The organism is Chryseobacterium tructae, from assembly GCF_030409875.1.
Taxonomy (GTDB): Bacteria; Bacteroidota; Bacteroidia; order Flavobacteriales; family Weeksellaceae; genus Chryseobacterium; species Chryseobacterium tructae.
This window is the reverse complement of sequence record NZ_JAUFQR010000001.1, coordinates 4,339,367-4,353,196: the sequence shown is the minus strand read 5'-3', so window position 1 is coordinate 4,353,196 and position 13,830 is coordinate 4,339,367. Positions and strand designations below refer to the sequence as shown.

Genomic DNA, 13,830 nt, shown 5'->3' with positions numbered 1-13,830 from the left:
ATTATGAAAAAGATAAAATTATTAGGTCTGCTGTTTACAGTTTCAGCAACCTACGCCCAAAGCACATCTGAAAATTATATACAGTCCAAAACCTGTTTGAATGATGATTGCAGCAAAAAAACAGAATCTGTTACTTATTTTGATGGGTTGGGAAGGCCAAAACAGATTGTAGGGGTAAAAGCTACGACTACAGGCAAAGATTTGGTTATTCCAATTACCTATGATACTTATGGAAGGCAAACAAAAGATATTCTTCCGGTGCCTGCCAATTCTCTCAATGCTGCCATTCATACCGGGATTGTTAATGAGAGTCCCGCTAATTCTTACTATGGTGTTGCTAATGCCTATGCCGAAAAAGAGATTGAAAACTCTCCTTTGGACAAAGTATTGCAGCAGGCTCATCCGGGAGATGCATGGAAGATGGTTGGTGGGCACACAGTTCAATATAAATACCAGGCCAATGCCTCAGGGGATATAAAGAAGTTTATAACCAATACTACTACAAATACAGTAGGAACCATTAGCAATACGGTGTCATCACTTCCTACAGTAGGTTCTTATGATCCCGGAGTTTTATACAAAAATACCGTGACAGATGAAGATGGAACTCCTGTGATTCAGTTTACCAATGGTCGTGGGCAGGTGTTGTTGATACGACGTACAGATGGTACGCAGAACGTTGATACCTATTATGTCTACAATGAATATGGACAACAGGTATTTGTTATTCCACCTAAAGCAGTAGAGCGGATTGAACAGAATAATAATACGTTGACACAGAATGTTTTAGAAACGTTTTGTTACCAGTACCGCTACGATGGCAGAGGGCGGCAGGTAGAAAAGAGATTGCCGGGAAGAGAGGACTGGGAATCTGTGGTGTATGATGGTGCTGACCGCCCTATACTTTCCCAGGATGTTAATTTGAAAAATAAAGGACAATGGCTGCTTTCTAAATATGATCGTTTAAACCGGGTTGTTTATACCGGGATACTTTCGGGCGGAAGCAGAATAGACATGCAAAGCCAGATAGGAGATCAGATTATCAACGAAGAAACTATAGTAGGTGGATTTACTAAAAATGGTCAATTGGTATATTATACCAATAACTTTTTTCAAAATTTTAATACAATTCTGACTGTAAACTATTATGATTTTTATCCGCGGGATCAGAAAGAACCTACTCCCACCAAGATTCTTGACCAATTTGTGATTACATCTTCAAAGTCTTTAAATGGAGGAATAAATACACTAACTTTTCCCACAGCCACTTATATAAAAAACATTGAAGATGATAGCTGGACGAAAACCTATTTCTACTACGATACCAAAGGACGAAAAATAGGTGAGAAAAGTTTTAATCATCTGGGCGGCTATACTAAAAAAGAAATTAAACTGGATTTTGCAGGCATACCACAAGCAGTCTATACTTATCATATAAGAAAATCAGGAGAAGCAGGAGTATCAGTAAGAGAACGTTTTGTTTATGATCATGGCAACCGATTAAAGGAACATTATCACCAGGTAGATAGTAATCCTGAGCAATTATTAGCAAAAAACAGTTATAATGAATTATCACAACTGGTCAATAAAGAGGTAGGAAATAATTTGCAGAGTATTGATTATGCCTATAATATCCGGGGTTGGATGACAGATATTAACCCTACCCAGATGCCGTTATCTGATTTGGGAGGGAAATTATTTGCTTACAAAATTAAGTACAATCAGAAAGATGGAATTGACAACCCTGATCCGGCTCAGTTTGCAGGGAAAAATGTAGTTTCCAGGTACAATGGCAATATCGCAGAAGTAGACTGGAGATCAGTGACAAGTATAGGAGCTAACCCTTCAATTACTCCCAAAAGATATGGCTATGCATATGATAGCTTAAATAGATTGATCGCAGGATATTACCAGAGCCCTACCAATGCCTACAGTAAAGAAAATACGGAGTCTATAGGGTATGATCTGAATGGGAATATTTCGAAGATGTACAGAACCAGTACTATTGAAAATAATAATACTGCTACTGTTATTGATGAACTTAATTATATCTATTCCGGTAATAAGCTCACCAATGTTCATGATACGAGAAATAACCCCTCAGGCTATGAAGGCGGCGGAAATACAATTACCTATGATGCTAATGGAAATATGGAAAATATGCAGGATAAAGGGATTAGTTCCATAGCCTACAACTTTCTCAATCTTCCTGTTAAAATGAGTATGTTAGAGTCAGGAGTGGGTCTTACTTACTTATATGGAGCCAACGGTACAAAACTTCAGAAAATAAATTCAACTTATGAATGCGGTATTGTAGATTGCTATACTGTCAATGCTGTTTCAGATTATTTGGATGGCTTTCAGTATATGAGTACTTCAACAAACAGGGGTAATGGTGGAGAGACCGAGTTATTGTCTAAAAGCCGGGAAATGTCTAAGGCCATGGAAATACAGGCTTATACGCTCAATGATACTATTATTCCTGTTGATTTAGGACTTAATCCACCAATTGAAGGAGGAATTGTAGAGAAAAAGAATAATAATTTATCTTTTTTCCCTACTGCAGAAGGGTATTATGATTACCAAAAAGATCAGTATATTTACCAGTATAAGGATCATCTTGGCAATGTGAGAATAAGTTTCGGAAGAAACAGCGCAGGCGCTCTTGAAATCACCGATGCCAATGATTATTATCCTTTTGGAATGAATCATTTGAAGTCAGGAAATGCATTTTTTGGACAGAGTACGTATAAAAACTACAAGTACAATGGGAAGGAGTTGCAAGAGACGGGAATGTATGATTATGGGGCAAGATTTTATATGCCGGATCTTGGAAGATGGGGCGTTGCAGATGAACTAGCAGAAAAATCGAGAAGATTTTCACCTTATACCTATGCATTAGATAATCCTATAATGTTTGTTGATCCTGATGGAAGAGAAGCTCAGGGATGTTGTGGTAATTTGTGGAATCTTGCTAAAACTTATTATTCTGGAATGTATCAAGGTGCAAAAAGTGTTGCAACAGGAACTTATCAAGGTGTTAAGCAGGTGGTAACTCATCCTATAGAATCTGCTAAATCTTTAGCAAGTAATCCAGGTGGAGCTCTAAATCAGGTATTTCAAAGTCAACCAATCTGATGGCATCAGTAGCCGCATTTCCAGCAATTGCTGGAGCAAGTGTAAAAAAAGGAGATGCAACAGTTGCAGGTAATATTGCAGGAAAGGCCCTTGGAACAGCGGTGATAGAAGGAGGAATGGCTGTAGCAACAGAAGGAGCAGCAAGCCTTGTGAGAAATATAGCATCAAAAGCAGGAGGAACAGCAGCTAAAACTGTAGCAGGAGCTTCTGAAAGTGTAGACTACGGCAAAATGTTAACCTCTACTAGTGAATTTGATCCTTCAAAAACTTTATATAGAGGTTTATCAGGTAAAGAAGCGATTAAAAGTGAAATTTACCTTACAGATAATGTCGAAGTAGCACAAAGCTATGTGAAAAATGGTCAACAAGTGATGCAATATGATTTAAGTAATTCAGGATTGTATATGTTGGAAAAAACAGGAGAACTTGAATTTAAAACAGGAATAAATACAGGTTCTACTACTATTTCGACAGAATACTTATTTAAAGGAAAAGATTTAGTAAAAACAATCAATGGAAAAGCAACTCCTTATAATCCATAAAAATTTAAAATTATGAATAATAAAAAATTTTGTTGTGAAAAATTTGAATTTCGCTATAATGGTGAAAAAACAATGGGATTAAACTTTAGAATAGTAAAATATAGTGAGAAATTTCTTGAAAAAGAAGCTGGATTATATAATAAAAAAATAGAAGATATTTTTGATAAGGCTTACTTTGTTACTGATGGTTATAGTGGACTGATTACTGATTTTAGTATTAAAAAAATGGTTATAAATCATTGTCCATTTTGTGGTCAAAAGCTAAGAGACTTTTATAAATCTGATGATTATGTTCAGGAAACTATTGGATAGTTTTCTAACAACAAAGCCACTCAAACGAGTGGCTTTGTTGTTTTATAAAATGCTTTGCAATTTAGTTTGTTTAAGGAACGCATTCAGGAGAGCGAAGACATGCTGTCTATCGTTCTCTTTTAGTTTTTGTATATCTAAAATTTTAGCGACAATATTTTTATCCAGTAGAATATCCGTAGACACCCGCTAGCACGAGCATCATGCTCGTGCTAAAATAAATAACAAGCCTTCACCATAGTGAGGGTTTTGTATTTTATTTTTAATTATTTTTAAAGTGAAAATTCATACGTCCTTTTTGTAATATAAGTTATGATTACTTGATCTGATATTAAGCCTATTACTTTTTTTGATAATTGACACGAGCTAGAAGCTCACGCTAGCGAGGGGAAAGATTTAGAACATTTTATAATACGACAATAAAATAACAATGAAATATATAGGGTTTATAAAAGAATATGATACAATTCCTGAAGCTTTGGAGTTAGAAACATACAGAAATAAAGAAATATATAATAGTGTAAATAAAAATAAAATTCTTGATTATTTAAAAAATGGAGAAGTAGCTTTAGCTTGGATGGGTGTTTTTATTAATGTAGAAAGTCAAGACTTTATTGGATCTCAAATATATTACACTGATGGTAATTGGATATGGCCATCTTATTTAATTTACTACTTAGAAAATGATAAAAACTTTTATCTAGAAAATAATTTTGAGGAGTCTTTACAAGAAAATAATTTTATAAGTCAAAAAATTCCAAAAGATAAGCTTACTGAAATTGAAAATGATTTTATTATGAAATTAGAAGAAGGATCCACTCCACAAAGTTTGTAACTTTAAGGATGTAAATAAAGAAACCGCTAGCGCTAGCATCATGCTCATGCTAAAATAAATAACAAGCCTTCACAATAGTGAGGGTTTTGTATTTATCTTTAATTATTTTTACAGTGAAAAATCATACCTTCTTTTTATTAAAATATATAGACTTTATGAGGTTTTATTCAAATAGAAAATTTAAGATGTGGGCTTATGTTGTAAGCCATTCTTCATTACTATTACGTAGTGAAATGAAATATTCTGATCAAGATGATTATTCAGAAGATCAGGCATATAATATTGATCTCGAATTTTGGGCAGTAAGTTATATTAATATACCTGCTTATCTTTATGAAATTACAATTAATGAAATAACAGAAAAAGAACTATCTATAGATATTGATAAAGAATTATTGAAATATAATATGAAAATTTTCAAACTAGAATCTGCAGGTAAGAAATATTACATTATTGCTGGGGGGCTTTTAATAGGAAAAAATTCATGGATAAACCAAGACAGGATTTTTGACTATAATTTAAACTTAGAGCATGATGAAATAATATTTCAAACTGATTAGTAATTCCAAAGATATAATAATACCCGCTGCGCATTCTATGACACGAAGCAAATAAAAAATGTTAAAATTTAATATGCAAATTTATAAGTATTAATATAAGGAGTTTGTCTTTCAATCACGGCGAATACCCTGCTTATAAGTTTGCATCTAATATTGTTTAAAATAAGCATAGGATTTTTACCTTCTTGTTTCTTTTTGTAATAGTATTCTTTTATTTGACTGTCATATTTAATAGCTGTCAATGCACACATCTGTAGTAAAGATTTCATTTTTTATCTGCAAGATGATTCACTTTTGTTCTTCCTTTTATACTTGAACCCGAGGAGTATTGAAAAGGAACTACCCCAGAATAGCAAGCGAACTTTCTCCAGTTTTTAAATGCTGTAAAGCCTTTTGTAGCAATGATAAAATAGAGGCATGTCTGTTCACAAGCTGCCGCACGAATCCTTTCGTATGGCATTTTTTAATAGATTACTTCCCTTAAGTAATCCATTTCATATCTTTAACATTGCATGAGTAAAAATGACAAATATAACAGAGAGTAATTATTCTAAGGAAAAAATATCTTGAATAAGAATACAATTTAAAATGTTTAATTTATTCTTTTTTAACCACATGAAAGGATTCATTCGGTAGCAAGGGGTATTCGGTGTACAAAAAATCAGTCCATGGAATAGAGGAATCTGGACACCATATATAAAATAAAATTGATAAAAATGAATGATAAAATAATAAATGATCTATATGATATAAGATGTTATTTAGATCAGGTTGTCGATTACATTAAACAAATTAAAGGTCAAAAAGACATTTTTAATATATCTTTTGTAGAAACCAGACAACATTTGTATGATATTTATAATGACAGATTAGATTATAGTATTCATACAAAACATTATTTTGATGGACACGGAGAAGTTGTGAAACGAATGAAAAATTCAGATTTAGAAAATGTTAGACTATCTGTTATTGATGGGGAGAAAAAAAGTTGTTCTATTTTTAGCAATGAAGATTTTAGCATAATCTTAGGAATGATTTTTTATGATAATTAGGAAAGATGGAACATAGTTAATCTACTGACTGAAACTCCTTCGCTGGCACAAGCATCATCTAGAGCTTTCAATTATAAAATAATAAAGAAACCATTGTTGATTTTGCAATGGTTTACTTCTATTAGATTAGAAAATAATTATATATTACCAGTATAAAGACCACCTTGGAAATACCCGGGTAAGCTTTGCTAAAAACAGCGAAGGCGCTCTTGAGATTACCGATACTAATAATTATTATCCATTTGGATTAAACCATATGAAGGGATCATTTGGCATTTCTAATTTCGGGAGCTATTATTCCTATAAATACAATGGAAAAGAGCTTCAGGAAACAGGAATGTATGACTATGGAGCAAGAATGTATATGTCTGATCTTGGAAGATGGGGAGTAGTGGATCCTCTAGCAGAATCATCGCGCAGATTTTCCCCTTACAATTATGCATTAGATAATCCAATGATGTTCATTGATCCTGATGGGAGAAAGGCATTGGTTAACGATTATCAGGCAATGCAGGCAGAATTTTTCTCTGCTGTTCAAAGCCAGGGAAATGGAGTAATGGGGCAAATGCTGGGTGGTGGCGGAATATTAACTACGAGCTATTATCCTGGGAATTTGGGTGGAAATACTAATTTGGTGGAGGTGCCACCTTTGGACAGACCCAAGCTTATAGGGATTTAATGGTAGGACGTACAACCAGTATAACAAATGTAAATGGTTATTTAACCTATTGGACAGGAATAACAAGTGTAACTGGATCTTTAATAAATGGGGAAGCAAATGTTAATTTAGACTTAGGAATACTACATAGAATACCATTGGATGCTTATAAAGATTGGGCAGACTGGGGTTCAACTGCAATGAAAGGAGGACTCGAGTATATTGTAAAGCAAAGAACAGATCTTTACAATAGTGGATATTGGATAGATAATTTAGGAAACACAAGAAGTGTTAATTATGCAGGCAGAGCAAGAGGATCATTAATAGGATTGAGAAGTAGCTATGTCAATACTACAGCAATGTATGGTAAATATGCAACAAGAGCAGGATATGTTGGTTATGCAATTAGTGCGGCACAAATAGGTTATGGAGTTTATCAAGATAAAGGAAAGTTTGGAGTTAAAGCTCAACTAGCAACAGCAAATGTAGCAGGAGGCATGGCAGGAGCATGGATGGGAGCTGAAGCAGGAGCATGGATGGGAATGAAAACTGGAGCAACTGTAGGTGTTTGGTTTGAAGGAGTCGGGGCAGTGCCGGGGGCTGCAATTGGTGGGTTAATTGGTGGTATTGTAGGAGGAATATTAGGGGGTAAGTATGGTGGAGACTATGCTGAGGATTGGGCTAGTGGTATATTAAACAAACCCGATCAACTAAAATAATAAATTGATAAATATAATTGAAGTAAAAATAGTAGAATAGAATTAATATTGTTATTTCTCTGCTATTATATAAAATAGTAAGCAAACTTTAGAAAATTTATGGAAAGAACTTGGAATCGTGTACATTATTTCATTTATAAATTTGAAGTCAAAGCAACATATCTTTTTAGATATATTTTAAATTTTATCTTTAGTCCTATTACTAAAATTAAATTTCTTAAAAAAGGTTTAGAAAGGAGAGGCAGTTCATTTAAAGATATTGATGATGTCGCCTTAGATCTATCAAATAATCCGTCATATGGTAAGAGTATAGCCTTTGCAGGTGTTCATATTGGAGGTTTAATAATTCTTATAGAATATGGATTATTCAATGTTCTCCAGATAATATTAGGTAAATCGTTAATCCAATTCGTTTGGGAACCAGGAAACTCATATAAATGGATATTTATAATAGGAATGTTAGCTATGCCTTGGTTTATTAATGAGAAATTATTATTTAAGAATGGTAAATATTTAAAATACTTTGATGAATTTGATAAGGAATCTAAAGAAGTAAAACGTAAGTGGGCTTGGATCAGTTTTAGTATAATTCTAGGAATAGTAATATTTTTTATACTTAGTTTTGTGCTATTGGGGTAACGTATTAAAGATTACTATGACATAACTGGAGTTGCTACCTTTTTTTGTAATATTGTGAACAATTGGAGTATTGAAAGTTCAATATTCTAATTTGATAAAATAAGTTTTATTAGAAACAGTGCAGATGTTCTTGAAGAAAACAACTTTTATCCTTTTGGAATGAAGCATGAATAAGATAACCACCCTGCTAGCGCGAGCATCATGCTCGTGCTTTCGTTAATCTAGCAATGGTTTTTTCATCTTAGAAAATAATTATATCTATTAATACAAAGGTTACCCCGCTGCACAAAGTCTCTGGACTTTGAGCTTCTTATTAACATTGGATTCCAATAACTTTATAAATCTGAATCAGAGAAGAAAACTTTTCTGCTCTGATTTTCTTCTATATTAAGCATTATATTTACCAATACAAAGACCACCTTGGAAATACCCGGGTAAGCTTTGCTAAAAACAGCGAAGGCGCTCTTGAGATTACCGATACTAATAATTACTATCCTTTTGGATTAAACCATATAAAGGGATCGTTTGGCACTTCTAATTTCGGGAGCTATTATTCCTATAAATACAATGGAAAGAGCTTCAGGAAACAGGAATGTATGATTATGGAGCAAGAATGTATATGTCTGATCTTGGAAGATGGAGCGTAGCAGATCCTCTGGCAGAATCATCGCGCAGATTTTCTCCTTACAATTATGCATTAGATAATCCGATGATGTTCATTGATCCTGATGGCAGAAAGGCATTGATTAACGACTATCAGGCAATGCAGGCAGAGTATAACACTTTTGTTCAAAGCCAAGGCGGTGGAGTGATGGGGCAAATGTTGAGCGGTGGCGGAAGATTGACTACGAGCTATTATCCTGGGAATTTGGGTGGAAATACTAATTTTGGTGGAGGTGCCACCTTTGGACAGACCCAGGCTTATAAAGATTTAGTCTCAGTATTTGCTAATGGAGGCGAGTATTCACTGCGTAATCATAATGGTTATATGAGCTGGTGGACAGGAGGAGCAGAAGGAGATGCCAATACAGCACAGGAGATGGTAGCACATATGTTGAATCTTAATAAATCTGGTATTCCTGAGATAAGAGAACCGTCTTTTTATATACCTAGCCAAAATGGCTTTTTTGACTGGGGGAACTTAGGAAATGCTGCAACAGCAGGAGCAATTAGCTATTATGCTTTAGAAAAAAGTATTTATAGCAAACAACACTGGGTAGATGCAAAAGGAATCATTAAATCTACCAAAATCTTAGAAAAAGGAGCTAATGGCAAATTCGTAAGAGGAGTACAGGGGTTGAGAAACGGATATGCAGCAGCAGGGAAAGCCTCTTCTGTTTATTCTGTAGCAGGGAAAGTTGTAGGTGTTGTCGGAATAGGAGCTACAGTCTATCAATATTTTGATGGTCAAATTACAGGAACCGAGGCTACTGTTGATTTATTTATGGGAGGTATAGGTTTTACTCCATGGGGGAGCTCCTGTAAGTCTTATTTATTTCGGTGGAAAATTTTTATATGAATATTCAACCGGTGATACATTATTTGATAAACCCATAAAAAAATAAAATTAATTGATGAAAGCATATTATTATTTATTATTTAGAATTTATAGATATTATAAAGATAAACAGAACGAAAATGATTTTCAGGCAATATTTAGTGCTTTTGCTATTAGTACTTTAATTATTAGTTTAGTCTTATTTTTTTTTCATGGACTACTAAATTATTTTGATTTACTACCAATGTATCCAAATAAATTTTATATGATTTTATTTATGGTTATTATTGGTTTTATTAATTATTATTTTTTTGTTAAGGATAAAAGATTTTTAGAATATGGCTTTCAAAAGGATAAAAAGGGAGGAGTATATATTATTATTACTCTCATTTTTTTAGGAATTTCACTTCTTATTTTATCCAATGTCAATCGTGAAAAAATATTTGGAAAAAAAAGAAATCCTTTGATAGAACAGAGAGAAAGTTCATCTTTAGAAGGGAAAATAAGAAGATGGTTTGAAGGGAATAATTAATATTCCTCTAGCTAGCGCGAGCATCATGCTCGTGCTAAAATAAATAACAAGCCCTCACAATAGTGAGGGTTTTGTATTTATCTTTAATTATTTTTACAACGAATAAATAATACATCCTTTTTGTAATGACTAAATCTGAGATTAAGCCTATTACATATATTTTTTGATAATTGACACGAGCTAGAAGCTCGCGCTAGCGAGGGGAACACTGAATCGGATTCTGGTGATGATAAAGATGTAAATGGTCAAAATGTTCCTCAAGAGGGTAATAATAAGTCAGAGAATTTTATGCCCTTTTCGAAAGTTGCAAGAGGTAATCAACGAGATTCAAGGCTTGTTGGTTGGTCAGATGAAGATATTGCAACTGAATTAGCAGGATTAAGGGGTAATTTATCTAAGGAGCAAAAAGCATTAAACAAAAACTGACTAAGGAACAAAAGGCAAGAACAACTAGAAATAAACAGAAAAAAGTGGAGAAAGAGGTACAGGTACAGGGAGGCGATAATTGCTTAAAGTACCATTTTGAAAATAGATATTTAAGTAAGAGGATAGAATTTATTGAAGAATATAATTTTGTTAATGACAAAATTAATTTTGGTTATTTCAAATCTTTTATTCTTGATTTTGAAATCACAAATAATGATTGGTATAATACTTTAATAATTGCTTTAGCAGATCAACTTAACATAGTTGATAGAAAATTGTATCTAAAGTATTTGAATTATTTGAATTTGAAAAAAAACTATCTATTCAGGCTTTCTGTCTTAGACTATTTTGTAAATAACTTTCTTTTTTATAAGAAAATGTATAAATCTGTAGATTTTGATTTAGTGAAAACTGATCGTAGTAGGCTCATAGTTAAGAATCAAATAATAATTAATAATCTAATATTTTTTCCAAAAAATAGAGATATGTACATTGGTGAACTTTTAGAAAGTTTGGAAAAGACAGATGATTATAGAAGTCACATTAGGCTCTTTAATTATATAATAAATTTTGAACTTGAAAAGATAATCAATGAAAAAGAGTTGAAGTCCTTAATTGGAATTAGCAAGAAAAAGAAATTAGGAAGAGCTGTAGATTTAAAGATCTTAGAATTTAATGATTATTTGAGTATCAAATAAGTATATTATGTACATCGTGAGCATCATGCTCGTGCTAAAATAAATAACAAGTCTTCACCATAGTGAGGGTTTTGTATTTATCTTTAATTATTTTTACAGTGAAAAATCATACCTGCTTTTGTAATATAAGTTATGATTACTTGATCTGAGATTAAGCGTATTACTTATTTTTTGATAAATAACACTCGCGCTAACGAGGGATAAATACGGCAGCCAATATGGCTCTTAAAATAGGAATTAAGGCAGCTACAAAAACTGCAATTAGTAAAACAATGGAAAATGAACAATTAAATGGGCTTGGATATTAATATGATTGCACTTGTGGGTAGCATAATAAGGCTTATATTTATTTATAAATGTAGTATAAAAAAGCAAAATTTAGTACATCAGGTAGATTTTGATAAAGAAGAAAAAAAAGATATTCTAACTGGTTCAGTGGTTATAATAATATTTATAATTTGGGGAGTTTTGACCTACGCTATTAATTGGTGATTATCCCCGACTGGTAGGAGCGTCTCACTCCTTTATAGATACAAAGTAAAGGCGAGCATCATGCTCGTGTTTTCAATAATCTGTTCACAAAGTCTTATAAAATTGAATATCTTTAGATCTGGTTAAGAATACTGAACATAAGTTGATTTTAAGTTGTTATTGTTTGGCAGGTACAAGATGCTCATACCCATCTGGAGATTTCATATTCTCTTGGAAATGGAATAGTCACAAGCCTGATATTTTATACACCACAATTTGGAGTTTCATATAATTATACTCCGGATACATTTATTTAACAAATAGTAATTATGGATATATCTTATGTTTTAACAATTATTTTTATGATATTAATTTTAATATGGGGAATAATAGGTCTATGCTCTCCTAATAGAATTATTGAATATTATTTAAAATATACAAAACATCATTCTGGAGTTGTAAGAACAATAAATAAAAGCTGGTTTTATCCAAGTTTTAAAATAAGCTCTTTTTTGTTGATACTTTATTCGATTGCAATAATAATTTTAATAATGAGGAAAACGGTTTTATAACTTACTGCAGTGATGCGAGCCTCATGTTCGTGCTTTCAATAAAAAGCTAGTGCTGATCATACAATGGTTTTTTATTGAGCACATTTTCTTATTATACCTGTCTCAAAATGTAAATGATTTACGCTGTCGCTTAAATCGAAAAATTTTGCTTAGAAAAGAATAAAAAAAAGAATCATGACAATGTCAAGAATTTCATTCATAACTATTTACATTATATTTTCTTAATAAAAGAATCTTTTTTCTTTAACTTTGTGCTTTTCAATAGCTATAGAAATTTCTTAGTATTGGAATCTATACTCAATTAAAAAATAAAATCATGTCAATTACCAATGAAGATCAGTTAACCGGAATGCAGAAAGTGAGTGAAGCAGTGGCTTATACCTTGAAAGAGATGACGCGATATGCGCAACCTGGTATGTCCACAAAGGAACTCGATGAATACGGAGCGAAAATACTTGCTGATTTTGGCGCTAAATCTGCACCTTACCTTACGTATGGATTTCCGGGTTGGACTTGCATCAGTGTTGATAACGAATTCTGTCATGGTATTCCAACAGATCAAAGGATTTTGAAGGAAGGTGATCTGATCAATATTGATGTTTCAGCTGAATTGAACGGATATTGGGCAGATAATGGAGGTTCGTTTGTGATAGGTAAAGATATCAACCAACATCAGAAACTCGTAGATGCTTCTAAAGATATTCTTCAAAAAGCCATTGATAAGATCAAAGGAGGTGTGAAAATAGCTGATATTGGGTTTTTGATGGAGACAGAAGCAAAGAAAAGAGGCTTTAAAGTGATTAAAAACCTTGCCGGACATGGGGTTGGAAGAAGTTTGCATGAACAACCCGATGAATTATTGAATTATAAAAATCGTTTTGACACCAGACGTTTTAAGAAAAATTCTGTAGTGGCTATTGAAACATTTATTTCTACTTCCTCAAACCTGGCTGTAGAGTTGAAAGACGGTTGGACAATGGTAGGAAATAAAGGCGGCTATATGGCGCAACACGAACATACCATTTTAATCACCGATGGAAAACCCGTTATTCTAACGCAGATGAATGAAATTTTGAATTGATAGATCTGCTTTTTATCAAGACTTAATACTCACTTTTAAACATATTTTAATCATTAACTTATCTTGCCTGTGAAAGGAGTGAGTGTTAGAATGCTGTCCT

The 13,830-nt window shown here is 32.9% G+C and carries 14 protein-coding genes; 13 read left to right on the top strand and 1 reads right to left on the bottom strand.

The genetic code is table 11. The features are described 5' to 3' along the window. Positions 1-3: 3 nt before the first annotated feature. The 5 genes from QWZ06_RS21575 to QWZ06_RS21555 all read left to right on the top strand — a co-directional run bounded on the left by QWZ06_RS21575 (position 4) and on the right by QWZ06_RS21555 (position 5,384). A complete protein-coding gene (locus QWZ06_RS21575) occupies positions 4-3,138 on the top strand; it encodes a DUF6443 domain-containing protein (RefSeq protein WP_290301058.1) in 3,135 nt (1,044 codons plus the stop codon). Beyond that, positions 3,138-3,680: a hypothetical protein gene (locus QWZ06_RS21570; RefSeq protein ID WP_290301057.1), complete on the top strand. Its 543-nt coding sequence runs from the start codon at positions 3,138-3,140 to the stop codon at positions 3,678-3,680. The genes QWZ06_RS21575 and QWZ06_RS21570 overlap by 1 nt, the downstream gene beginning before the upstream one ends. A 12-nt stretch (positions 3,681-3,692) precedes the next feature. Continuing rightward, the gene (locus tag QWZ06_RS21565) at positions 3,693-3,992 is read left to right on the top strand and encodes a hypothetical protein (protein WP_290301056.1); all 300 of its coding nucleotides are present in this window, start codon (positions 3,693-3,695) and stop codon (positions 3,990-3,992) included. Positions 3,993-4,419: 427 nt separating this feature from the next. Then, positions 4,420-4,824, top strand: a complete 405-nt coding sequence (locus QWZ06_RS21560) for a hypothetical protein (RefSeq protein ID WP_290301055.1) — start codon at positions 4,420-4,422, stop codon at positions 4,822-4,824. 113 nt (positions 4,825-4,937) lie between these two features. After that, entirely contained in the window at positions 4,938-5,384 is a 447-nt protein-coding gene (locus QWZ06_RS21555) for a hypothetical protein (protein ID WP_290301054.1), read from the top strand. A 265-nt stretch (positions 5,385-5,649) separates the two neighbouring features. Here QWZ06_RS21555 and QWZ06_RS21550 read toward each other — a convergent pair whose 3' ends face one another. Then, entirely contained in the window at positions 5,650-5,844 is a 195-nt protein-coding gene (locus tag QWZ06_RS21550; protein WP_290301053.1) for a transposase, read from the bottom strand. A gap of 256 nt (positions 5,845-6,100) precedes the next feature. Between QWZ06_RS21550 and QWZ06_RS21545 the strand changes: the two genes are divergently transcribed. From QWZ06_RS21545 to map, 8 genes are all read left to right on the top strand, one after another. Then, positions 6,101-6,436 carry a hypothetical protein gene (locus QWZ06_RS21545; RefSeq protein WP_290301052.1) on the top strand — a complete coding sequence of 112 codons (336 nt, stop codon included), beginning with the start codon at positions 6,101-6,103 and terminating at the stop codon, positions 6,434-6,436. Positions 6,437-6,569: 133 nt separating this feature from the next. Then, positions 6,570-7,115, top strand: a complete 546-nt coding sequence (locus tag QWZ06_RS28010; protein ID WP_435384142.1) for an RHS repeat domain-containing protein — start codon at positions 6,570-6,572, stop codon at positions 7,113-7,115. Further along, positions 7,115-7,813: a hypothetical protein gene (locus QWZ06_RS21535; RefSeq protein WP_290301051.1), complete on the top strand. Its 699-nt coding sequence runs from the start codon at positions 7,115-7,117 to the stop codon at positions 7,811-7,813. The genes QWZ06_RS28010 and QWZ06_RS21535 overlap by 1 nt, the downstream gene beginning before the upstream one ends. A 99-nt stretch (positions 7,814-7,912) precedes the next feature. Beyond that, positions 7,913-8,452, top strand: a complete 540-nt coding sequence (locus tag QWZ06_RS21530) for a hypothetical protein (RefSeq protein WP_290301050.1) — start codon at positions 7,913-7,915, stop codon at positions 8,450-8,452. A 592-nt stretch (positions 8,453-9,044) separates the two neighbouring features. Further along, entirely contained in the window at positions 9,045-9,971 is a 927-nt protein-coding gene (locus tag QWZ06_RS28005) for an RHS repeat-associated core domain-containing protein (protein ID WP_353959994.1), read from the top strand. A 55-nt stretch (positions 9,972-10,026) separates the two neighbouring features. Continuing rightward, the gene (locus QWZ06_RS21520; RefSeq protein WP_290301049.1) at positions 10,027-10,482 is read left to right on the top strand and encodes a hypothetical protein; all 456 of its coding nucleotides are present in this window, start codon (positions 10,027-10,029) and stop codon (positions 10,480-10,482) included. A 470-nt stretch (positions 10,483-10,952) separates the two neighbouring features. Continuing rightward, complete coding sequence (locus QWZ06_RS21515; RefSeq protein ID WP_290301048.1) at positions 10,953-11,606, top strand: hypothetical protein; 654 nt, start codon at positions 10,953-10,955, stop codon at positions 11,604-11,606. Between the two features lie 1,359 nt (positions 11,607-12,965). Beyond that, positions 12,966-13,730 (top strand): type I methionyl aminopeptidase, encoded by a 765-nt coding sequence (map, locus tag QWZ06_RS21510; RefSeq protein ID WP_290301047.1) that lies wholly within the window; start codon positions 12,966-12,968, stop codon positions 13,728-13,730. The last annotated feature ends 100 nt before the right edge of the window (positions 13,731-13,830 follow it).